Annotated in this window: 18 protein-coding genes; 7 read left to right on the forward strand and 11 right to left on the reverse strand. The window is 67.8% G+C overall.

Annotation, left to right across the window (positions count from 1 at the left end; genetic code table 11):
- Positions 1-93: 93 nt before the first annotated feature.
- Entirely contained in the window at positions 94-567 is a 474-nt protein-coding gene (locus tag JHL17_RS31720) for a ferritin-like domain-containing protein (protein ID WP_200198654.1), read from the reverse strand.
- Between the two features lie 177 nt (positions 568-744).
- Between JHL17_RS31720 and hrpB the strand changes: the two genes are divergently transcribed.
- The gene (gene hrpB, locus JHL17_RS31725) at positions 745-3,321 is read left to right on the forward strand and encodes an ATP-dependent helicase HrpB (RefSeq protein WP_200198655.1); all 2,577 of its coding nucleotides are present in this window, start codon (positions 745-747) and stop codon (positions 3,319-3,321) included.
- Between the two features lie 194 nt (positions 3,322-3,515).
- Here hrpB and JHL17_RS31730 read toward each other — a convergent pair whose 3' ends face one another.
- Genes JHL17_RS31730 through JHL17_RS31740 form a run of 3 tightly spaced genes read right to left on the reverse strand, consistent with a single transcriptional unit; the run spans position 3,516 to position 6,388 of the window.
- Complete coding sequence (locus tag JHL17_RS31730; RefSeq protein WP_200198656.1) at positions 3,516-4,550, reverse strand: MBL fold metallo-hydrolase; 1,035 nt, start codon at positions 4,548-4,550, stop codon at positions 3,516-3,518.
- Positions 4,551-4,552: 2 nt separating this feature from the next.
- Positions 4,553-5,293 carry a peroxiredoxin gene (locus JHL17_RS31735; RefSeq protein WP_425599662.1) on the reverse strand — a complete coding sequence of 247 codons (741 nt, stop codon included), beginning with the start codon at positions 5,291-5,293 and terminating at the stop codon, positions 4,553-4,555.
- Positions 5,294-5,347: 54 nt separating this feature from the next.
- The gene (locus JHL17_RS31740) at positions 5,348-6,388 is read right to left on the reverse strand and encodes an AraC family transcriptional regulator (RefSeq protein WP_200198657.1); all 1,041 of its coding nucleotides are present in this window, start codon (positions 6,386-6,388) and stop codon (positions 5,348-5,350) included.
- 220 nt (positions 6,389-6,608) lie between these two features.
- Between JHL17_RS31740 and JHL17_RS31745 the strand changes: the two genes are divergently transcribed.
- Positions 6,609-7,004, forward strand: coding sequence for a toxin-antitoxin system TumE family protein (locus JHL17_RS31745; protein ID WP_200198658.1), 396 nt, complete (start codon positions 6,609-6,611; stop codon positions 7,002-7,004).
- On the opposite strand, the gene JHL17_RS31750 is transcribed toward JHL17_RS31745, so the two are convergent.
- Both JHL17_RS31750 and JHL17_RS31755 read right to left on the reverse strand, forming a co-directional pair.
- A complete protein-coding gene (locus JHL17_RS31750; protein ID WP_211113646.1) occupies positions 6,997-8,298 on the reverse strand; it encodes an NAD(P)/FAD-dependent oxidoreductase in 1,302 nt (433 codons plus the stop codon). The two genes, JHL17_RS31745 and JHL17_RS31750, sit on opposite strands and share 8 nt — an antisense overlap.
- Complete coding sequence (locus JHL17_RS31755) at positions 8,295-8,921, reverse strand: TetR/AcrR family transcriptional regulator (RefSeq protein WP_200198660.1); 627 nt, start codon at positions 8,919-8,921, stop codon at positions 8,295-8,297. The genes JHL17_RS31750 and JHL17_RS31755 overlap by 4 nt, the downstream gene beginning before the upstream one ends.
- Before the next feature lie 259 nt (positions 8,922-9,180).
- Here JHL17_RS31755 and lepA point away from each other — a divergent pair, with 259 nt between their 5' ends.
- A complete protein-coding gene (gene lepA / locus JHL17_RS31760) occupies positions 9,181-10,983 on the forward strand; it encodes a translation elongation factor 4 (RefSeq protein ID WP_200198661.1) in 1,803 nt (600 codons plus the stop codon).
- Between the two features lie 57 nt (positions 10,984-11,040).
- Here lepA and JHL17_RS31765 read toward each other — a convergent pair whose 3' ends face one another.
- A complete protein-coding gene (locus JHL17_RS31765) occupies positions 11,041-11,646 on the reverse strand; it encodes a hypothetical protein (protein ID WP_200198662.1) in 606 nt (201 codons plus the stop codon).
- Positions 11,647-11,875: 229 nt separating this feature from the next.
- Between JHL17_RS31765 and JHL17_RS31770 the strand changes: the two genes are divergently transcribed.
- Positions 11,876-12,448 (forward strand): hypothetical protein, encoded by a 573-nt coding sequence (locus JHL17_RS31770; protein WP_200198663.1) that lies wholly within the window; start codon positions 11,876-11,878, stop codon positions 12,446-12,448.
- Between the two features lie 67 nt (positions 12,449-12,515).
- Here the strand turns inward: JHL17_RS31770 and JHL17_RS31775 are convergent, their stop codons facing one another.
- Positions 12,516-13,601 (reverse strand): asparaginase, encoded by a 1,086-nt coding sequence (locus JHL17_RS31775; RefSeq protein WP_200198664.1) that lies wholly within the window; start codon positions 13,599-13,601, stop codon positions 12,516-12,518.
- 51 nt (positions 13,602-13,652) lie between these two features.
- The gene (locus tag JHL17_RS31780; protein ID WP_200198665.1) at positions 13,653-13,886 is read right to left on the reverse strand and encodes a hypothetical protein; all 234 of its coding nucleotides are present in this window, start codon (positions 13,884-13,886) and stop codon (positions 13,653-13,655) included.
- 158 nt (positions 13,887-14,044) lie between these two features.
- Between JHL17_RS31780 and JHL17_RS31785 the strand changes: the two genes are divergently transcribed.
- The 3 genes from JHL17_RS31785 to JHL17_RS31795 all read left to right on the forward strand — a co-directional run bounded on the left by JHL17_RS31785 (position 14,045) and on the right by JHL17_RS31795 (position 17,797).
- Positions 14,045-14,971, forward strand: coding sequence for a LysR substrate-binding domain-containing protein (locus tag JHL17_RS31785; protein ID WP_200198666.1), 927 nt, complete (start codon positions 14,045-14,047; stop codon positions 14,969-14,971).
- Entirely contained in the window at positions 14,968-15,921 is a 954-nt protein-coding gene (locus JHL17_RS31790) for an SH3 domain-containing protein (protein WP_200198667.1), read from the forward strand. The genes JHL17_RS31785 and JHL17_RS31790 overlap by 4 nt, the downstream gene beginning before the upstream one ends.
- A 61-nt stretch (positions 15,922-15,982) precedes the next feature.
- Complete coding sequence (locus JHL17_RS31795; RefSeq protein WP_200198668.1) at positions 15,983-17,797, forward strand: DUF3369 domain-containing protein; 1,815 nt, start codon at positions 15,983-15,985, stop codon at positions 17,795-17,797.
- Positions 17,798-17,981: 184 nt separating this feature from the next.
- Here JHL17_RS31795 and JHL17_RS31800 read toward each other — a convergent pair whose 3' ends face one another.
- Together JHL17_RS31800 and pheT are read right to left on the reverse strand one after the other, a co-directional pair.
- The gene (locus tag JHL17_RS31800; protein ID WP_200198669.1) at positions 17,982-18,395 is read right to left on the reverse strand and encodes a response regulator; all 414 of its coding nucleotides are present in this window, start codon (positions 18,393-18,395) and stop codon (positions 17,982-17,984) included.
- 366 nt (positions 18,396-18,761) lie between these two features.
- Positions 18,762-21,173 carry a phenylalanine--tRNA ligase subunit beta gene (gene pheT / locus JHL17_RS31805; RefSeq protein WP_200198670.1) on the reverse strand — a complete coding sequence of 804 codons (2,412 nt, stop codon included), beginning with the start codon at positions 21,171-21,173 and terminating at the stop codon, positions 18,762-18,764.
- Between the last annotated feature and the right edge of the window lie 7 nt (positions 21,174-21,180).

Raw genomic sequence — 21,180 nt, forward strand, 5'->3', positions numbered from 1 at the left:
TTCAAGAGTCGCGCACTGCCCGCTCCCCACCAAATTCTCGCTTTGCATCCCCCTCACCTCGACCCTCTCCCCGGGGGAAGAGGGGGAAGCCCCCTATCCCTGCAAAGCCGGATAGCGCTTGGCCCAGACCTCCAGTTGGGCGACGTGCTCGGCCTCTTCGGCGGCGAACTCCTCGGCCATCATGCGGACCTCGGCGTCGGTGGTGGTCTTCGCCACCTCGGCGTAGAAGGCCTGCCCGCGCCGCTCGCTGTCGAGCGCCAGTTCCAGCGCGTATTCCACTGTCATCAGATAATGCGAGCCTTCCATCGAGGCCGCTTCCGGGCTGTCGCCGTCCGGCCATTGGAAGTCTTCCGGCGCCAGATCGGGGATCTTGCGGAAGCCCGACCGTTCCCGCGCCTCGGCCAGATGCAGGCGCGAGAATTTCGCCATCTGGCCGAAGAAGGCCGCGACCTCCTGGTTGCCATAGGTCTTCATCGCCTCCGACAGGTCGGCGAAGCGGTTGGCGGCGTCCTCCTCCAGCGCGCAGGCGTGGGCGAGGAACAGGGCGGCGTCGTGGATATCGGTCATGGATCCCTGCGAAATACGAATGAGCCCGACGACGGCAAAACCATACAGCCTATACGGTCATCGGTCCCGCCCCGCCGTGCCCGTCCCCGTCCCTGCGACCTTTTGGCGCGTGCCACTCCGCCGGCCTCGCGAAAACCATTGCCTTTCCCAGCGGTTCACGGCAGCAGACTTCCCCTCATGAGCAAGCCCGCCTTCCCTGCCCTTCCCATCGACCCCGTCCTGCCCGCCCTCTTGGAGGCGTTGGACCGCCGCGGCACCGCCGTGCTGCAAGCCCCGCCCGGCGCCGGCAAGACCACGCGGGTACCGCTGGCCCTGCTCGACGCCGCTTGGGCAAAGGGCCGCAAGATCCTGGTGCTGGAGCCGCGGCGCCTCGCCGCCCGCGCCGCCGCCCGCCGGATGGCGTCGATGCTGGGGGAGGCGGTGGGCGAGACCGTCGGCTACCGCGTCCGCCTCGACACGAAAATCGGCCCGAAGACCCGGATCGAAGTGGTGACCGACGGCCTGTTCCTGCGCCAGCTTCAGGAGGACCCGGAGCTTCCCGCCGTCGGCGCCGTCCTGTTCGACGAGTTCCACGAGCGCGGCATCGACAGCGACCTCGCCCTCGCCCTGGTGCAGGAGGCGCGCGGCGCTCTGCGCGACGATTTGCGCCTCGTCGTCATGTCGGCGACGCTGGACGCCGCCCCGGTCGCCGCCCTGCTGACAGACTCCCATGGTCCCGCCCCGATGGTGACCAGCGAAGGCCGCGCCTACCCGGTCGAAACCCGCCACCTCGACGCTCCGACCCAGGGCACCCGCATCGAGGACGCGGTGGCCGCCGCAATCCGCCGCGCCCTGCGCGAGGAGCCCGGCAACGCCCTGGTCTTCCTGCCCGGCGTCGGCGAGATCCGCCGTGTCCAGTCGCTGCTCGACCAGTCCGACCTCGGCCCGAACACCATCATCGCCCCGCTCTATGGCGACCTGTCGGCCGAGGCGCAGGACCGCGCCATCGGCCCCGCCCCGCCCGGCCAGCGCAAGATCGTGCTGGCGACCTCGATCGCCGAGACCAGCCTGACCATCGAGGGCATCCGCATCGTGGTCGACAGCGGGTTGATGCGGGTTCCGCGCTTCGACCCGCGCGGCGGCATGACCCGTCTGGCGACGGTGAAGGTCAGCCAGGCCTCGGCCGAGCAACGCCGTGGCCGCGCCGGCCGTCTGGAACCGGGCGTCTGCTACCGCCTGTGGCCGGAGGCGACGCACAAGGCGCTGGCCCCCTTCACCACGCCGGAGATCGCCGACGCCGACCTCGCCCCGCTGGCGCTGGAGCTTGCGGTGTGGGGAGTCTCCGACCCCGCCAGCCTGTCCTGGCTCGACCAGCCGCCCCCTGCGGCGATGGCCCAGGCACGCGAGCTGCTGACCGGCCTCGGCGCTCTCGACGGGGCCGGCGCCATCACCCCGCACGGCCGCCGCATGGCCGGTTTCGGCGTGCATCCGCGTCTGGCCCACATGATGCTGGCCGGCAAGGCGATGGGCCAGGGCGCGCTCGCCTGTCTGGTCGCGGCCCTGCTGGGCGAGCGCGACATCGTCCGCGCGCAACCGGGCTTCCGCGACGCCGACCTGCGCCTGCGCGTCGATCTGCTGCGCGGCGAGGAGCGTGGCGGCCAGGGCGCGGCGCGTGGCCTCAGCGTCGACCGCGGCGGGGCGCAGCAGGCGGTGAAGCAGGCCCGGCAGTGGCGCCGCCAACTCGGCGTGCGCGACGACGACGCGATGGACTCGCATGCCGTCGGCCTTCTGGTGGCGCTGGCCTATCCCGACCGCATCGGCCAGCGCCGCCCCGGTAGCCAGGGGGGCGGCCAGCCCGGCGGAGTCGCGGCGCAGTACCGCCTGTCGGGCGGGCGCGGCGCCTATTTCCAGCAGGCCGAGCCGCTGTCGGCCGAGGAGTGGCTCGCCATCGCCGACCTCGACGGCGCCGCCCGCGAATCGCGCATCTTCCTGGCAGCCCCGGTGACGCTGGCCGATCTGGAGGAGAGCTTCGCCGACGACATCCGCAGCGAGACCATCGTCGCCTGGGACGCGCGCGAGCAGACGGTCCTGGCGCGGCGGCGCCGCATGCTGTTCGCCCTGATCCTGAAGGACGAGAAGCTGGCCAAGCCGCCGGCCGAGGCAATGACCGCCGCGATGATCGAGGGCATCCGTGCGCTCGGCCCGACCTGCCTGCCCTGGACCGACGAGCTGCGCAAATGGCGCACCCGCGTGATGTTCCTGCGCAGCCGCGAGGGCGACGCTTACGACTGGCCCGACCTGTCCGACGCCGCCCTGATGGACAGCCTGGAGGACTGGCTGGTCCCCTTCCTCGACGGCGTGTCGCGCCGCGCCCATCTGGAGCGCATCGACCTGTCGAGCGCCTTGCGCGCCCTGCTGCCCTGGGAGTTGAAGACCCGCCTGGACGCCGAGGCCCCGACCCACGTCGAGGTGCCGAGCGGCTCCCGCATCCCCATCGACTATGACGGCGAGGAGCCGGTGCTGGCGGTTCGCCTGCAGGAGATGTTCGGCCTGGCCGAGACCCCGCGCATCGCCGGCGGCCGGGTGCCGTTGCTTCTACACCTTCTGTCCCCCGCCCGCCGCCCGGTCCAGGTCACCCGCGACCTCGCGAGCTTCTGGGCCAACGCCTACAGGGCGGTGAAGGCGGATTTGAAGGGCCAGTACCCGAAACACTACTGGCCCGACAACCCGCTGGAAGCCGAACCGACCGCCAGGGCAAAGCCGAGGGGACGGTAACGGCCCGTCCCTCGGTAAGGCTCAATCCCCTCTCCCCCCTGGGGAGAGGGTCGGGGTGAGGGGGAGCAAAGGCGCCAGCCTTTGNCCAGCCTTTGCCAGGGGATCGCGAAGGGGCAGCATGCCCCTTGGCGGCGCGCCGAAGCGCGCCCGTCACCCTCTCCCGCCCCGGGAGAGGGCAAGGAGCCTGCACTGGGTCAGCCACTTGCCTCCAGGGCGCGTCCCGCCTCCCGCCACGCTGCGATGCCGCCGTCGAGTGCCGCTGCCCGCATATAGCCGAGTTCGCGCAGGGTGGCGGCGGCGAGGATCGATATCTTGCCGAATTCGCAGCAGGTGATGATCCGCACCGTCGGGTCGGGCAGCTCGGTATTGACGCGAAGCTCCAGCTGTCCCCGCGGTAGATGCTTCGCGCTGCTGATGTGCCCTGCCTCGTAGGCGTCTTTCTCGCGAAGGTCGATCACCACGAAATCGCGACTGTTGTCGCCCAGCCGGCTTTCCAGCTCATCCATCGACATGAAGGGTACGCCGGACGCCGCCTCGGACAGGAGCTGTGCCACGGTCTTGCCGCCGCTCATGTTGGTGCGCAGCGCTTCGGTCAGATGGGTGGGCGCCGCCAGATCGAGAGAACGCATCATCGCCACAAAGGCAGTCCGCTCGGTCTTCTGCAGGCGGGGATTCGATGCGATCTCGTCGGCGATGGTCGAATGATCGCGGCCCTTGTAGTCATGGCCCGGGTAAACCAGGGTCTCGCCCGGCAGTTTGAGCACCTTGCCGAACAGACTTTCATGGAGGTCGTGCGGATCGCCCGTCGGCAGATCCGTCCGCCCCGTCCCGCCGATCAACAGCGTATCGCCGGTGAAGATCCGGTCCTCCATGACAAGGCAAAGGGAGTCGCGCGTATGCCCCGGCGTGTGCATCGCCTTGATCTTGAGGCGGCCCGCGATCAGCATGTCGCCATCGTCAAGCCGCAGTCCTGCATGAGGCGCAGGGCTCAGCCGGTGCATCACCACCGGCACGTCGAGCGCCTTGCCAAGTTGACGGGTGGCCGAGAAATGGTCCGCGTGCGTGTGCGTGTCGATCAGATAGCGAAGCGTCAGCCCATGCTTCGACAAATACCCGCGATAGCGGTGGGCGAGGCTGAGTTCCGGATCGATCACCACGGCGGCACAGGAGCTTTCGCAGCCGATGAGGTAGGAGCGGCATCCGCCCGCCGCAAAGGTCTCGAACAACATGGCTATTGCGGCTGCGGCACGAGCCGCAGATAGGGGCGCGGCGCTTCCCAGCCGTCCGGATAAATGGTCCTGGCTTCCTCGTCCGAGACGGAGCCGGCAATGATGACCTTGTCCCCTCGCTGCCAGTTCACAGGGGTCGCCACACGGTGCTTCGCGGTCAGTTGAAGCGAATCGAGCACCCGCAGGATCTCGTCGAAATTGCGGCCCGTGGTCATCGGATAGCTGATCATCAACTTGATCCGCTTGTCGGGCCCGATGATGAAGACCGTGCGGACTGTCGCGTTGTCCGCCGCCGTGCGACCGTCGGAACCGCCTTCGATCTCGGCCGGCAGCATGTTGTAGAGCTTGGCCACGGCGAGGTCGGTATCGCCGATCATCGGATAATTGGGGGCGGTCCCTTGCGTCTCGGCGATGTCCTGCGCCCATTTGGCATGGTTGGCGACCGGGTCGACGCTGAGACCGATGATCTTGGCGTTGCGCTTGTCGAATTCCGGCTTCAGCTTCGCCATGTAGCCGAGTTCGGTGGTGCAGACCGGCGTGAAGTCCTTGGGGTGGGAAAACAGGACCGCCCAGCCATTGCCGATCCATTCGTGAAAATTGATCGTTCCCTCGGTGGTCTCGGCTGTGAAGTTCGGCGCCTCGGCGTTGATGCGCAGTGTCATTCCCCGGTTCCTTTCATTGTGCTTGAGCCGGGGCGGATGTCTTCGACGGGCATCCCCGGCCGGATCGCGCCGGCGCGCCAAGACGGTGGGCGGGTAGGCGCATGCCGTGATCCTAGGAACCGTTCCGGTGACTGACTATGCGATTCCGGCATGAATGGAGCGATCCATCCTTCTGCCCTGCCCGGCGCCGCGCCGCAGGGTTTCGGACGGGCGTTCTCCAAAGCGGATCCGATAGGCCTGGGCAAAGCGGCCGAGTTCCCAAAAACCGTAATGCATGGCGACCCCGGTGACGTTGGTTTCCGCCGGGTCGGACGTCAGCAACGTCTGGCGGACGAGATCGAGGCGACGCCCGCGCGCATAGTGCATGGCGCTCTGCCCGAGAAACTCCTGGCAGGCAAGATTGAGCGTTCTCTGAGCCACGCCGGTCGCGGCGCAGATGGCCGACAACGACAGCATCTCCTCGGGACACTCCCGCAAGGCCTGCTCGAAGCGTGCCACGATCTGGCGGTGGCGCCCGAGAGCACCCCTGTCCTGCCTGAGATTGCCCTGGGTCAGGCAGGTCAGCAGGGTTTCCATGATGGATCCGGCCAATGCGATCACCGGTTTCGGCGTTTCGAGAATCCAGGGGGCATCCCTCGCCAGGCGTGCCGTGTCCCTCATCAGGGCGATGAGCCGGGCCATCGCCGTTTCGGGCACCTGGAACATCCGGTCGTCATTCAGCGGCACATCAGGGTCGAATCCCGTCATCTGCCGGCTCTGCGTGGCGAGCACATCGAACGGGAGCGCGATGATCCCGAACGCCCAGGGCATTCCCGGTGGGGAGGAGGTGGCGGTCTTCTCGTTGGGACGGAAATGGAAGATCTGCTGCCAACCGAGAGTCCAGCCCGAGACGCGGCGAACGATGGCAGGCTCGGTGGCGAACATGAATGTGTGAACGTTCGCGATCCCGGCGGTCTGCGGAATCCCTTGGGCGAAACAACCGATTCCGATGCTGAGCCGGTCGAGCGTCGCCCGTGCGAACGTTCCGTGAAAAGTCTTTCGAACCGTCCTGATGGGATAGGGGCCGACGGTGCCGGGGTCGATGGCTCCCACGGCCCGCGCCATTGCGGCCGGATCGGAGAAGGTGCCGAAATAGCTTCGGCGATGGGCGGAAACGGTTTCCGGATCCGGCCTCATGACGGCACTGGCATCGCAAGGCCCTCCCCATATCGCCGAGGGCGATTCTGAACGCTCGGCAATGCGCGGCTTTGGTGCGCGAGAGGAGAATCGCGCCCGATGACATCCTCAGCTTTGGCAGAGAATTTCCTGCGGAGCGTACGATGATCGGCGACGTCTGCCTAGGTATCGCGCGGAAGTACCACTCCGGCGGGAAACGGCCACAAAAGTCGCAGAGTGGATGGAAGCCGGACAGATCATCGCCTGGAACCGCAAGACAGGTTCTTGGCGATGGTTTGGCCATGATGTTGGTGAGCGATATATGGTCGATGAATCGATTGAGCGCCTTCTCGGGTATCACCGCCGGAGCTACTGGCTGGAAAATGGTTGGAGCCTGCGGTTTCTCGTCTGGCGAACACCGGTCACTGCGGAAAAGCCCCACGGCATGCGCTATTCGCTGACCCTGCACGATGTGGACGGCACCCGCCTGATGGGTTTCGACAACGCGCATGGGATCGGCCGGGAAACGCGGTTCGACCATGAATACCGTTATGGCCGCGTGAGCATCGCCGGCTACCGGTCTCATCCACCGCTCGCCATGCCCACTTCGGGACTGCGCAAAGTCCGGTTCAGGTGATGCGGATCGAGGGCTGGGTGAGGGCATTGAGGCGTTCGGCCATCCACAGCAGCCCCGCATGCGCCGGACCATGCAGGGCCAGTTGATGCCGCCGGTACAGGGCTGCGTGGCTCAACTGCGCGAAGCGCCCTTCGACGAAGCCGCCGGGGAAGAGGCCGAAGCGGCCCAAGGTGCCGAAGGCATTGTATTCGCCAAGCGACACCAGGGCGCCCAGATCCCGGAAGACGAAGGGGGGAACCGGCCGACCCTCACCCACCCAGGACGGCAGGTGCCCGACGAGATGCAGCGCCTGCTGATTGGCGACCTGCGCCGTCGATGGCAAGGGACGCTCGGCCCCCTCCGGGATGAGGCTGCTGCAATCCCCGACGGCGAATATGGCCTCGTCGTTCCGGGCCTGGAGGTTGGGCGCCACCACGATCTGGCGTGCACGGTTGAGGTCGAGGCCGCAATCTCCGACCGCCTCGGACGCACGGATGCCGGCGGCCCAGACCTTCAAATCCGCCTCGATCCTTTCCCCGCTTTCCAAACGATAGCCGCCGGCGTCGGCACCGACGATCTTGACGCCGACACGGACATCGACGCCAAGTCCGCGCAGTTGCTCGGTGGCGGAAGCGGCGACCCGCTCGGGAAAAGCCGCGAGGATGCGCGGTCCGCTTTCCAGCAGGGTGATGCGCAGGCGGCTCCGGATGTCCACCTCGCCATACCCCCCGGCCAGCTCGACCATCCTGGTCAGTTCCGCCGCCAGTTCGACCCCGGTCGCCCCGCCGCCGCCGATGGCGATGCGGATCTCGTCGCCATGCAGGAAGCTGCGGCCGACATGGGTGCGCAGTTTGTCGTTGAAGGCGTCGGCTTCCCTTTGGCTGTCGATGAAATGGCAATGCTCGGCGACGCCGGGGATGGCGAAATCATTGGCGCGGCTGCCCGTCGCAAGGATCAGAAGGTCGTAATCGAGATCCCGCGCATCGGCGATCGTCTCGCCGTTCGCCTGCAGCGGCGCCAACCGGAGTCGTCGCCCCTCGCGATCGAGGCCCGCCATCTCTCCGGGGATATATTTGAAGTGATGCGAACCGGCATGGACGAGGAACTGGACCTGCTGCTGGTAGATGTTCCAGGTGCCGGCCGCGAAGGTGTGCAGCATCGGCTTCCAGACATGGGTCGGGCTGCGGTCGATCAGGCTGATCCGCGCGGTTCCCCGCCTGCCCATGACATGGCCGAGGCGCGTCGCCAGGATCAGCCCGGCGACGCCCCCGCCGACGATGCGGATGTGGGGAGTGGCGGAAGACGACGGCTTCATGCGGTGGGTCTCCACAGGATGGTAAGGACCGCCTTGATGGATCGTGCGATCCGCGGCCGATCGATCGCCGGGCTGTAGACCGAACGCAGGGTCAGGCCGGAGAGCAGCAGGGCAAAGATTTCCAGGCGCACGCGGCTCTCCGGGTCGTCGACGGCCGCAATCGCCGTCTCCCCCCGCGCCTCGGCCAGGGCGGCGAACTGCTGGACCAGCCGACGGTCGCTCTCCTGCAGCATCGCCGCGACCCGCGGATTTCTTGCGGCTTCCGAGGCGATCTCAAGCATCAGTGCGACCCGTTGAGGGTCGAGGATACGGTTCAGGAGGTCATCCATGAGCCGATACAGCGTATCCAGGAAGTCCCCGTCCGCCTCATCCCGTGCAAGCAACTGCAGAAGCTCGGAGAAGTCGCCCTCCTCCTGCTTGACGATCGCCTCGACGATCGTCTCCTTGCTGTCGAAATAGTGATAGATGTGGCCTGAACTCATGCCGGCCGCCTGCGAGATGCGGGCGATGCTCGTGCCATGGAACCCTTCCCGGCGGAAACACTCCGCTGCCGCATCGATAACCTGGCGGCGGCGCATGTCGGCCTTCGGTTCGGCCCTGGGTTCGGCTTTCTGCAGCCTCATCACGATGCCCTTCCTGACGTGGTCCGTTGCCCGACAAAGTTAGAGTGTTCATTCTAGAATGAACGGTCAACCTAATTTTCCGGAGTATTGGGAGGCTGAACACCCCACCGAAAGACGTTCCATCCCGTTCCACCCGCCCCCCGCCGCGCCGTTCCGCAACCGCCCGTACGCCCTCCACGGCGCCGGCCGACACACCATCATTGCGCCCATCCCCCGTCCGCCCTATGTTCCCGGCAAACTCTCGCTTGTTTGGGCCCCGATGACTGACCTCTCGCACATCCGCAATTTCTCGATCATCGCCCACATCGACCATGGCAAGTCGACCCTTGCCGACCGGTTGATCCAGCAGTGCGGCGGCCTCGACGCGCGCGAGATGCGCGAACAGGTGCTCGACAGCATGGACATCGAGCGCGAGCGCGGCATCACCATCAAGGCCCAGACCGTCCGCCTGCTCTACAAGGCGGAGGACGGCAAGCAGTACACGCTGAACCTGATGGACACCCCCGGCCACGTCGACTTCGCCTATGAGGTCAGCCGCAGCTTGGCCGCCTGCGAGGGCTCGATCCTGGTGGTCGACGCCTCCCAGGGAGTGGAGGCGCAGACGCTCGCCAACGTCTATCAGGCGATCGACAATAACCACGAGATCATCCCGGTCCTCAACAAGATCGACCTGCCCGCCGCCGAGCCGGAGCGGATCAAGCAGCAGATCGAGGACGTGATCGGCCTCGACGCCTCCGACGCGGTGGAGATCTCGGCCAAGTCCGGCCTCAACATCGGCGCGGTGCTGGAGGCGGTGGTCAAGCGGCTGCCGCCGCCCAAGGGCGATGCCGACGCCCCGCTGAAGGCGCTGCTGGTCGACAGCTGGTACGACCCCTATCTCGGCGTCGTCATCCTGGTGCGCGTGGTCGACGGCGTGCTGAAGGTCGGGCAGAAGGTGCGCTTCATGGCCGCCGGCTCGGCCCATGACGTCGACCGCGTCGGCGTCTTCACCCCGAAGGCGCTGCTGACCGGCGAGCTGCGGCCGGGCGAGATGGGCTTCATCACCGCCGCGATCAAGGACATCACCCAGACCAAGGTCGGCGACACCATCACCGACGAGCGCAAGCCGGCGGCCCAGGCGCTGGAGGGCTTCAAGCCGTCCATCCCCGTGGTGTGGTGCGGCCTGTTCCCGGTCGACGCCGCCGATTTCGAGCGGCTGCGCGACAGCTTGGGCAAGCTGAAGCTGAACGACGCCAGCTTCCATTACGAGGCGGAGACGTCGGCGGCGCTGGGCTTCGGCTTCCGCTGCGGCTTCCTCGGCCTGCTGCATCTGGAGATCATCCAGGAGCGGCTGGAACGCGAGTTCAACCTCGACCTGATCACCACCGCCCCTTCGGTGGTCTACAAGCTGACGATGACCGACGGGACGGTGCGGGACCTGCACAACCCGGCCGACATGCCCGATGTGATGCGGATCGACCACATCGACGAGCCGTGGATCAAGGCCACCATCATGCTGCCCGACGAGTATCTCGGCGGCGTCCTCCAGCTGTGCACCGAGCGGCGCGGCCAGCAGATCGAGCTGACCTATGCCGGCGCCCGCGCCATGCTGGTCTACCGCCTGCCGTTGAACGAGGTGGTGTTCGACTTCTACGACCGGCTGAAGTCGATCAGCCGCGGCTATGCCAGCTTCGACTACCAGATGGACAGCTATGAGGAAGGCGACCTCGTGAAGCTGTCGATCCTGGTGAATGCCGAGCCGGTCGACGCCCTGTCGATGATCGTTCACCGCAGCCAGTCCGAACGCCGCGGCCGCCAGCTCTGCGAACGGCTGAAGGAGTTGATCCCGCGCCAGCTGTTCAAGATCGCCGTGCAGGCCGCCATCGGCGGTAAGGTCATCGCCCGCGAGAGCATCAGCGCCATGCGCAAGGACGTGACCGCCAAGTGCTACGGCGGCGACATCAGCCGCAAGCGCAAGCTGCTGGACAAGCAGAAGGAAGGCAAGAAGCGCATGCGCCAGTTCGGGCAGGTCGAAATCCCGCAGAGCGCCTTCATCGCGGCGCTCAAGATGGGCGACGAATAAGACCGGAAAAGGCGGGCTTCGGCCCGCCTTTTTCTTGCCGGTGATCCCCGCCGCCGGTCACGGCGGAAAATCGCCCTCTTCCCAATGGGTCGAGTTCTTCCGCAGATACTCGCGCAGGTGCTTCGGGTAGCTGTGCTTGGCATCCAGATTGATGAACAGCGGATTGGTCTGCTTGGTCTTCTGCGCATCGTCCATGAAGGCCAGCTGGTAGCAGAGAATCACGAATTCCGAACAGAAGACGTTCTTCACCACGCCCTGATGTTCGGTATGGGACAGGCGCTCCTTGTATTTCTGCAGCCGCCCGAACGCCCCTGTGCCGAAGCTGGTCGAGCCGGCCCAGGCGAAGACCGCCCGGGCAGTGCCGTAGGAGGACGAGGCCAGCTGCAGCCGCAGGGCGGTGGCCTGCAGGGCTTCGGCCTGGGGGTCGGTCATCGTGCGCGACCGGAACAGGCGCCCCCGGCCCATGTTGGTCAATTCCCCCTTCTTGATGCCGTCGCGCGGATGCTCGCTGCCGAAACCGGTGGCGTGAAGCGTCGCCCAGTCGGTCCGGAACCGGCCCGGCATGTATTTCACCTTCTCCCCAATCACCAGGGCACAGTGCGAGATGGTTCCGTCACTGATGATGATGTCGCCCGGACGGTATGCCGGAGAAAGAGAAGCCATGGGAACGATCCGTCGGTTTGCGCCAAGATGCCGGCAGTATCAGTCCGGTTCCGCTTAAGCTCAAAACGAACAATGATGTCCTGGTTGTAATCCGGCCGGGATTTTGCCTTCACGCTGGAAAAATCCCGGTCCGGGCGAAACAAACCGGCCTCCCGCGTGTCATCAAGCAGGGGCGCGGGCGTGCGACGGCACGCGGCACCCCTCTTCGAGTTCACTCCGGGAGGATGACATGCGCAAGTTTCTCGCCGCCGCGGTTCCGGCCCTGCTGCTGATGGCCGTCGCTGCGCCCGGCCACGCCCAGAGCGGCGGCTCCGCCAAGTCCAACGCGGTCGCCAACGGCACGATGGACACCGGCGCCCGCGACGTCCAGGCCAGCCGCGACATGATCGGCAAGCGGGTGGTCCACCGTCATGGCGGCCCCATCGCCGGCACCATCCAGAACGTCACCACCGGCGCCGACGGCCAGGCGATGGTCGAGCTGAAGCTCGCCAAGTCCGGCCAGACCGTCCTGCTTCCGCCCGCCTCCTTCGAACGGCGCGGCAAGCAGGTCGTCGTCATGCAGGATCAGACGGAGCTGCAGCAGCTCGCCCAGTACAGCAGCCAGGCCAATACCGGCTACGGCAGCTCGACCGGCGGCGCCATGGGCGGCCAGATGGGCGGCTCCATGGGCGGTATGGGCTCCGGCTCGATGAGCAACTCGACCGGCACCATGAACCAGGGCACGATGGGCAACGGCACCATGGGCAGCGGCACGATGAACCGCGGCACGATGGCACCGAACCAGCCCGTCATGGGCCAGTGATCCGCTGCCGGAGGCGGAAGGCTCTCGGCCCCCGCCTCCGGACCGTCGCGTCACCCCTCGATCACCGTCAGTCGATCACCGTCAGCTCGCCGGCCTGCGGCACCGGCATCGCCGCCTTGACCGCGGTGGCGTCGAGCCCGCCGGCGAGCAGGCAGACCAGCTTGGCGTAGCTGGCCTCCGGCGTCATGTCATAGGCGCCGATGGCTCCCACGGCGCCCAGCCCGGTGGAGTAGGCGCCGGGCAGCACCGCGCCGCGCTGCACCTGGGTGTTGTCCATCAGCACGACCCCGGCGGTCACCGCCGCCGACAGCGCGGCGAGGAAGTCGGGATCGGTCGGCCCGTTGCCCTCGCCGAAGGCCAGCAGCACCGCCCCCTTCGCCGCCGGGCTGGTGGCGGTCAGCATCGCCGACACCGTGCTGGCGCGGATGCCGGGATAGAGCCACAGCATGACGACGGAGAAATCCGCCAGCGCCGCCGGCAGGGCGTCCAGTGCCGCCAGCCGCTTGGCCCGGTTGTCCGGATCGGCCAGCGAGACCGCGGCATCCGGCATCGGCAGCCAATAAGGCTCGTTGCGGGCGATCACGCTGCCGACGCTGGCCAGCGGCGGGAAGTTCGGCGAATCGAAACCGGCGAAGCGGTTGGCGTCGACCTTGGACGAGCGGTTGCCGCGCAGCAGCTTGGTGTCGAAATAGACGCAGACCTCCGGCACCGGCAGGGTTCCCGCCACCACGACGGCACCGACCAGATTGGCCGGCGCGTCGCTCAGGGTGAAGGACAGCGGCACCTGCGATCCGCTGAAGATCACCGGCTTCGACAGGCCGGGCAGCAGGAAGGACAGGGCCGACGCGCTGTAGGCCATGCTGTCGGTGCCGTGCAGCACGACGAAGCCGTCATACTGGTCATAGACCGACAGCAGCCGCCGGGCGATGGCGACCCAGTCCGCCGGCGTCATGTTGGAACTGTCGAGCGTGCGGTCGAACCAGCCCATGGTCCAGCTCAGATCCGGATAATCCTGCACCCGGTGGTCCGACAGGCCGGGCGTCGCCAGCACCCGCCGCTCGAACGCCGCGCCCGGCACCGGGGCCAGCGCCCCGTCGGGATTGGTCACGCACCCGATGGTGCCCCCGGTGTACAGAACATAGACCCGCGCCATCGCCCATTCCTCCCGGCTTTCCTGTCGGCGGCAGGATAGGCCGCTCTCCGCCTACTTCTCAAGACGCAGCCGGCCGCCCCTCGACGACGGGGGGATGCGGGCCGAGGCCAAGGCCGGCTCCGCCACCGGACCGGCGCGGCGGGCCGGGGCGGACGGCGTCGGGAGGACCGGATTGTAGGCGAGGCGGAAACGCCGCGGCTCCGGCGCCGCGGGCGGGCGGGCGGCGGGCTGGTCGAGGCGGGCGGCCCCGAGAACCGTGCTGCTCCAGGCGGCGAACAGGGACATGACCGGAAACTCCAAGGGGATCGGAGACCGACAATGGGACGGGCGCCATTCCCTTGGAAATGAATAGGCATTATGCCGTCATCACGATTCGTAATGACCGGAACGTTGCGGACCGGCCGGCGCTCTGCTTGAATAAGCGGCAACTTCCGGTTCCCGTCATGCCCACCAATCTCGATACCGACCTGCTGCGCGCTTTCGTCGCCGTGGCCGACAGCGCCAGCTTCACCCGTGCCGGCGAAAGGCTGGGCCGCACCCAGGCGGCGGTCAGCCAGCAGGTGCGCCGGCTGGAGGACACGGTGGGCAAGCGCGTCTTCGAACGCGACACCCACGGCGTGCGCATGACCCGCGACGGCGAGGTGCTGCTGGCCTATGCGCGGCGCATGCTGACGCTGAACGACGAGGTTCTGGCCCTGATGCACCGCAGTCCGACGGTGGCCAGCGTGCGCATCGGCACACCCGACGACTACGCCACCATGCTGCTGCCCGAGGTGCTGGCCCGCTTCAACGCCGCCTATCCCGACGTGATGGTGGAGGTGGTCTGCGACAACAGCCCCGACCTCGTGGCGGAGATCGAGAAGGGCCGCTACGACCTGGCGCTGGTCACCCGCAAGGCCGGCGAGGCCGGCGGTGAACTGGTGCGGCAGGAGCCGGTGTCCTGGGTTGCGCCGCCGCCCTATCCTTTGCCCCCGCCGGGGCACCGGCCGGTGGAAAGCCTGGACCCGCTGCCACTGGCGTTGTTCCCCAAGGGCTGCGTGGTGCGCGACCTCGCGGTGGCGGCGCTGGACGGGATCGGCCGCGACTGGCGCGTCGCCTTCACCAGCAAGAGCGTCGTCGCCGTCCATGGCGCGGTGATGGGCGGGCTGGGGGTGACGGCGATGGAGGCCTGCACCGTCCCGCCCAGCCTGCGCCGCCTCGGTGCGGCGGAGGGGTTCCCCGACCTGCCGGATGTCGACATCGCCCTCCACCGCGCCCGCGGCACGGCGCCGAAGCCGGTGCGGCTGCTGGGCGACGCCATCCACGACCTCGTCGGCCGGCAGATGCTGGGCCGCAGGAGACCGGTGGCCGCCGGGGAGGCCAGAGCATGACCGCCGCACCCGCCCTCCGCCGCCTGCTGCCGGCGCTGGCCGCCGTTGTCCTGTCGCTCGCAGGCGCCGTCGCCGCCCCCGCCCGGGCGCAGAGTCCCGTCGCCATCGGCGCTCCGCTGACCGGCGAGGTGGTGCTGAACCGTGATATCGAGGTGCGGATCGGCCCCAGCGAGGATGCCCGCATCGTCATGACCCTCAAGCAGGGCAAGGCGCTGAACGCGCTGGGAACCCCGCGCGGCACCTATTGGACGGAGGTCGCCATCGGCGGCCAGCCCATCGGCTATGTCCCCGCCGATTCGCTGGACCCGGCGCTGATGGTGACAGGCCGGCCGGCGGTGGGCGGCGAGGGGCCGCGGTCTTCCAAGCCGAGTTCCCCCGCCAACCAGCCGGCGGACGCTCCCCCACCCCACCGCAGTGCCGCCGTCGTCCCGCGCGCGGCCTGGGACAAGGCGGCCCAAACCCCGGCGGAGGGCTATGTCGTCGCCGCCGGCCCGATTTCCGCGACCGAGCTCCTGACCAACCGCAAGCGGCGCGGCTTCACCCTGCGCAAGGGCGACGTGGTGGCGCTGATCGGTGCCGCGAACGGCGAGGCGACGCTGGCCCTGCCCGCCGGTACCCGCGCCCTGGCCCCGGTCCAGGGGCTGGTCGGGGTGGTGGCACCCTATCCGCTGCCGGGCATGCCGCCGGTCGAACCGGGCATGCTCTACGGCATCAAGCTCGGCGAATATGTCAGCTACGCCGAAGGCCTGCGTGCCTGGAAGGAGTTCACCGCCGGACCGGGCAGCGCCTATCGCGACCTGCCGCCGATGGTCTGGCCGGTGTTCCGCAAGGGACGGCTGCTCTACGAAGTGGGGGTGGCTCCGTTCTCGCGGTTGCAGGTTGACACCGCCTGCGGCACGCTGGCGCAACGCGGACTCGATTGCACGGTGATCGAGTTGGATACGTTTTGACAGGTTTGCACCACGCGGGCCGGCCGTGCCCGTCTCATGACCCTTTCACCACCGAAGAGCCATGACCGACGCCGACCCGAATGGACCCCAGGACGAAGCCCGAACCGATCCGGCCCCGGAGAGCCCCCCGGAGGACACCGACGACGAGGATCTGGTGTTCCTGGACGATGCGGATCCGGAAGACGGCCCCGCGGATGGCGCCAAGGACGGCCGGACCGCGGAGGAACCGCCCGGCAGCCGCTGGACCATGCTGATCGTCGACGACGAGCCGGAGATCCATTCGATCACCAAGCTCGTCCTGTCCGACTTCGTCTACAAGGGCCGCAAGGCGCGCTTCCTGTCCGCCCATTCGGCAGCGGAGGCGCGGCGGATCCTGGCGCGGGAACCCGACATCGCGCTGATCCTGCTGGACGTGGTGATGGAGACGGAGGACGCCGGCCTGCGGCTGGTCCACCACATCCGCGAAGAGCTGCAGAACCGCAACGTCCGCATCATCCTGCGCACCGGCCAGCCGGGGCAGGCGCCGGAACGGGCGGTGATCCTCGATTACGACATCAACGACTACAAGGCGAAGACCCAACTGACCGCCCAGCAGCTGTTCACCACCACGGTCGCCGCCCTGCGCTCCTACGAGGACATCGTGGCGATCGACGCCAACCGCCGCGGTCTGGAAAAGATCATCGAGGCGTCGTCGTCGCTGTTCCGCGTCCGCTCGATGAAGCTGTTCGCGGCGGGCGTGTTGACGCAACTGTCGGGCCTGCTGGGGGTGGGACCGGACGCCATCCTGTGTGTGCAGCGCGGCGGCACCGGCGGCACCGGCGGCAGTCAGGCCGATGGTTCGGTTGATGGTTCCGCCGGTGGATCGGGTAGATGCAACGGAGAGGGTAGCTGCAACGGCCTGTATGTGCTGGCGGGATCGGGCCGCTTCGAATCGCTGATCAACGAGCCGGTCGCCGGCCATGTCGATCCGGCGGTGCTGGCGGCCATGACCGCCTGCCTGGAAAAGCGGGCGCATGTCTATGCCGGGGACCATTGCACGCTCTACATCCAGCCGCCGAACGACCGCGAGACGGTGGTCTATCTGCGCTCCAATCGGCCTCTTTCCGATCTGGACCGCAAGCTGATCGAGGTGTTCTGCGGCAAGATCTCCGTCGGGTTCGACAATCTGCACCACTACGAGCAGCTCTACCGCGCCCAGCAGGGCACGCTGGCGGCCCTGGCCGATCTGGCCGAGCGCGGCTGCGGCACGCTCATCGACGCCACTCCGCCGGCGGCGGCGCCGATGGAGCGGGAGCGTTTAAGCCGGTCGCTGCGGATCGCCGCAATCACCGAGCGGATCGCCCGCCGCCTGCATGCCGACGGGCTTTTCCCCGATGCGCTGGATGTGACGACCCTGGAGGTCATCGGACTGGCGGCCATTCTGCACGACATCGGCAACGCCGCCGTCGATCCGGTGATGCTGTCCAAGCCCGGCCCGCTCGACCCGGCGGAACGCAGCGCGATGCAGACCCACACGGTTGCCGGCGCCAATCTGCTGAACCAGGCGAGCCACCTTGCGGACGGTCTCACCCACCTGCATCTGGGGGCGACGGTGGCGCGCTGGCATCACGAGAATTGGGACGGTACCGGTTATCCCGACGGTCGCGCCGGGGCGGCGATTCCGCTGTGCGCCCGCATCGTCGCCGTCGCCGACGCCTATGACGCGATGACCCGGGACCGGCCCTATCGTCCGGCACTGGACAGCGGGAAGGCCGTGGATGAGATCCGGCGGCTGGCCGGGCGGCGCTTCGACCCGACGGTGGTCGAAGCCTTTCTTTCCATCCTGCCGGATATCGAGCGGCCCGTCGAAAGCGACGGTGGCGGGATAGCGATCTAGGCGGTCTGCCGGAGCAGGTCTTCCGAAGCGGCAGGCTTGCGAGCCGACCCTTCCCCAGGGAGCAAGCCTCGGCTACGTGGCTCCCGAGTCCATCAGATGCCTATCGAAGCGTCCGATGGACCTTAAGTTTTTGATCTTCCATGCGAGTCACGCTTCAGCCGATTCCGCCTGAACCGATCGGGCCCTATCGGCTGCACAGCGCCTCGACGGCCTCGCGCAGCGGCCCGACCTGCACCGGCTTCAGCAGCAGTTGGCAGCCCAGCAATTCGGCTTCGTCCCGGCGTTCGGGCGTGCTGTCACCGGTCAGGATGATGGCAGGGGTCTGCTGCCCGGTTTCGGCACGGACGCGCTCCACCACCTCGCGCCCGGTGCGTCCGGCCGGCAGGTAATGATCGGCGATGATCAGGTTCGGCGCCCGGTCGAGGCCACCGAGCTGCGCTTCCAGGGCGGCGGCGCTGAGCGCCTTCACCACCTCGTATCCCCAGCCATCCAACAGGATCGCCAGCCCTTCGACGATCGAACGGTCGTCGTCCACCACCAGGATAAGCGGCCTGACAGACTCCGGTTTGGTTGCCTGATCGTCTGTTGGCTCAGCCATCGATTTCCCCCGTTCCGTCATTTGCAATGTGATGGACATCGGACCTGCCGAGGCAATGCAAGCACCGCCTGTGCCGTAGTCGTGACATCGAGTGCGTCGTGGGCTTGCCAGGGACAAACGATCCCGGAACCCAATCTTCCCACAAAACAACGTGCTGCCGTCAAACGTTGAATTGCAACAAACAGCACAGGGTTTTCCCTTAGCGAATGCACTCCAGATCCTTCAATCAGCGATTCAGCATATGATTGTGCGTTCGTTATCCGGGAAGCACCCTTTCGTGACTCTTTGGATGCGCACAAAAAAGCCTCCGCCGAAGCGGAGGCTCTGTGCTGACGCAACAAAAATTTCAACTTCCAGAGGTTTTTCTCACGCGCGAAGCGTGCCGCCGGTCGCCTTGACAACCGAAGCGACGATTTTCTGGCCGACGGCCTCGATCGCCTCGTCGGTCAAGGTTGCGGTGGTCGGCTGGTAGGTGACCGATACCGCGACCGACTTCCGCCCGTCTTCCACGCCCGGTCCTTCGTAGACGTCGAAGACTGCGACATCCTTGACCAGCGCCTTGTCGGCGCCCTTGACGGCACGGAGGATCTTGTCGGCCTCGACCTTGTGGTCGACGACGAAGGCGAAATCGCGCTCCACCGGCTGGAAGGCGGAGAGTTGCACCATCGGCTTGGCGGTGCCGCCCTTCTTCTTGGGCATCGGCACGGCGTCGAGCATCACCTCGAAGCCGACGACCGGCCCCTTGACGCCCAAAGTCTCCAGAACCGACGGGTGGATCTCGCCGAAGCGGGCCATCACGGTGGGCCCGAGTCGCAGCACGCCGGAGCGGCCGGGATGGTACCAGCCCGGCGCGTCGGTGGTGACCTGCAGGTTGGCGGCGGGGGCGCCGACCGCCTCCAGCACCGCCAGCGCGTCGGCCTTGGCGTCGAACAGGTCGACGCCGCGCGCCTTCTCCGCCCAATGGCGCGGCACCGCCGCACCGGTACGGATGCCGGCGGCGACGGTGTCCTGCCCGTCCGGCGCCGGGGTGCGGAAGGCCGCCCCGACCTCGAACAGCCGGACATCGGCATAGCCGCGGTCGGCGTTGCGGCCGGCAGCCTGGATCAGGTTGGGCAGGATCGACGGGCGCATGACGTCGAGGTCGCTGCTGATCGGGTTGACCAGCCGCAGGCCGGGCTGGCCGCCGCCGAACAGCTCGGCGACCGGACCGGCCAGGAAGGACCAGGTCACCGCCTCCGACAGGCCGCGGGCGGCCAGCGTGCGCTTGGCCAGCGCGACGCGGCGCTGCTTCAGCGTCAGGGCCGGACGGGTCAGCACCGTCTCGCGCGGCAGCGGCGTCGCCGGGATGGCGTCGAAGCCGTGGACGCGCAGCACCTCCTCGACCAGATCGGCCTCGCCATGGACATCGGCACGCCAGGACGGAACGCCGACGACCAGCCGGCCCTCGGCATCCTCGCCTTCCATGGTGAAGCCCAGATCCGTCAGGATCCGGACCTGACGCTCGCTCGGCAGATCGACGCCCCCCAGCGCCGCGACCCGGCCCGGACGCAGGGTCAGGCTGCGCTTCCAGTCCGGCTCAGCCCCTGCCACCACCAACTCGGACGGCTCGCCGCCGCACAGCTCCAGGATCAGGCGGGTGGCGCGTTCCATCCCGGCGGAGACCGCGGCCGGATCGACGCCGCGCTCGAAGCGATAGCGGGCGTCGGAGTCGATGCCCAGCCGGCGGCCGGTCTGCGCCGTGCGCACCGGGTCGAACAGCGCGGCCTCGACGAAGACGTTGACGGTCGACTCGGTGCAGCCGGTCGGCTCGCCGCCGACGATGCCGGCCAGAGCCTCCGCCCGCTCGTCGTCGGCCACCACGGTCATGGCGCCATCCAGCGCGTATTCCTTGCCGTTCAGCGCCGCCAGCGTCTCCCCCTCGCGGCCCATACGGACGGTGATGTTGCCCGTCACCGTGTCGGCATCGAAGACATGCAGCGGACGGGCGGCGTCGAAGGTCAGGTAGTTGGTGATGTCGACCAGCGCCGAGATCGGGCGCAGGCCGATGGACACCAGCTTGTCCTGCAGCCACTTCGGCGACGGGCCGTTCTTCACGCCGCGGATATAGCGGCCGACGAACAGCGGGCAGGCCTCGGGCGCCGCAATGCTCACGCCGATCGGGCTGGCGAAGCGGCCTTCGACCGGGGTGGTGTCGAGATGCCCCGCGGTCAGCGGCTTCAGCGTGCCGAGCCCGGATGCTGCGAGGTCGCGGGCGATGCCGCGCACCCCGGCGCAGTCGGCACGGTCGGGCGTCAGGTTGATGTCGATGACCGGATCGTTCAGCCCGGCATAGTCGGCGAAACCGGCGCCCACGGGAGCGTCGTCCGGCAGCTCGATGATGCCCTCATGCTCGTCCGACAGCTTCAGCTCGCGCTTGGAGCACATCATGCCGTTCGACTCGACGCCGCGGATGACGCCCTTCTTCAGCGTGATGTCGGAACCCGGGACATAGGTCCCCTCCGGCGCGAAGACGCCCTTCATGCCGGCGCGCGCGTTGGGGGCGCCGCAGACCACCTGCAGGGTGCCGGCGCCGGTGTCGACCATCAGCACGCGCAGCTTGTCGGCGTCCGGGTGCTTCTCGGCCGAGACGACATGGGCGACGCGGAAGGGTGCCAGCTCCTTCGACCGGTCGTGGACGCCTTCCACCTCCAGGCCGAGGGCGGTCAGCTTCTCCGTGATCTGGTCGAGCGAAGCCTCGGTCTCCAGATGGTCCTTCAGCCAGGACAGCGTGAACTTCATGGGTCCG

The organism is Azospirillum endophyticum (assembly GCF_016595245.1).
Taxonomy (GTDB): Bacteria; Pseudomonadota; Alphaproteobacteria; order Azospirillales; family Azospirillaceae; genus Azospirillum; species Azospirillum endophyticum.

Bases quoted from the DNA above. Each gene is read 5' to 3' on its own strand.
- JHL17_RS31720 (WP_200198654.1), bottom strand. From the start codon at position 567: ATGACCGATATCCACGACGCCGCCCTGTTCCTCGCCCACGCCTGCGCG.
- hrpB (WP_200198655.1), top strand. From the start codon at position 745: ATGAGCAAGCCCGCCTTCCCTGCCCTTCCCATCGACCCCGTCCTGCCC.
- JHL17_RS31730 (WP_200198656.1), bottom strand. From the start codon at position 4,550: ATGTTGTTCGAGACCTTTGCGGCGGGCGGATGCCGCTCCTACCTCATC.
- JHL17_RS31740 (WP_200198657.1), bottom strand. From the start codon at position 6,388: ATGAGGCCGGATCCGGAAACCGTTTCCGCCCATCGCCGAAGCTATTTC.
- JHL17_RS31745 (WP_200198658.1), top strand. From the start codon at position 6,609: ATGGAAGCCGGACAGATCATCGCCTGGAACCGCAAGACAGGTTCTTGG.
- JHL17_RS31750 (WP_211113646.1), bottom strand. From the start codon at position 8,298: ATGAAGCCGTCGTCTTCCGCCACTCCCCACATCCGCATCGTCGGCGGG.
- JHL17_RS31755 (WP_200198660.1), bottom strand. From the start codon at position 8,921: ATGAGGCTGCAGAAAGCCGAACCCAGGGCCGAACCGAAGGCCGACATG.
- lepA (WP_200198661.1), top strand. From the start codon at position 9,181: ATGACTGACCTCTCGCACATCCGCAATTTCTCGATCATCGCCCACATC.
- JHL17_RS31765 (WP_200198662.1), bottom strand. From the start codon at position 11,646: ATGGCTTCTCTTTCTCCGGCATACCGTCCGGGCGACATCATCATCAGT.
- JHL17_RS31770 (WP_200198663.1), top strand. From the start codon at position 11,876: ATGCGCAAGTTTCTCGCCGCCGCGGTTCCGGCCCTGCTGCTGATGGCC.
- JHL17_RS31775 (WP_200198664.1), bottom strand. From the start codon at position 13,601: ATGGCGCGGGTCTATGTTCTGTACACCGGGGGCACCATCGGGTGCGTG.
- JHL17_RS31780 (WP_200198665.1), bottom strand. From the start codon at position 13,886: ATGTCCCTGTTCGCCGCCTGGAGCAGCACGGTTCTCGGGGCCGCCCGC.
- JHL17_RS31785 (WP_200198666.1), top strand. From the start codon at position 14,045: ATGCCCACCAATCTCGATACCGACCTGCTGCGCGCTTTCGTCGCCGTG.
- JHL17_RS31790 (WP_200198667.1), top strand. From the start codon at position 14,968: ATGACCGCCGCACCCGCCCTCCGCCGCCTGCTGCCGGCGCTGGCCGCC.
- JHL17_RS31795 (WP_200198668.1), top strand. From the start codon at position 15,983: ATGACCGACGCCGACCCGAATGGACCCCAGGACGAAGCCCGAACCGAT.
- JHL17_RS31800 (WP_200198669.1), bottom strand. From the start codon at position 18,395: ATGGCTGAGCCAACAGACGATCAGGCAACCAAACCGGAGTCTGTCAGG.
- pheT (WP_200198670.1), bottom strand. From the start codon at position 21,173: ATGAAGTTCACGCTGTCCTGGCTGAAGGACCATCTGGAGACCGAGGCT.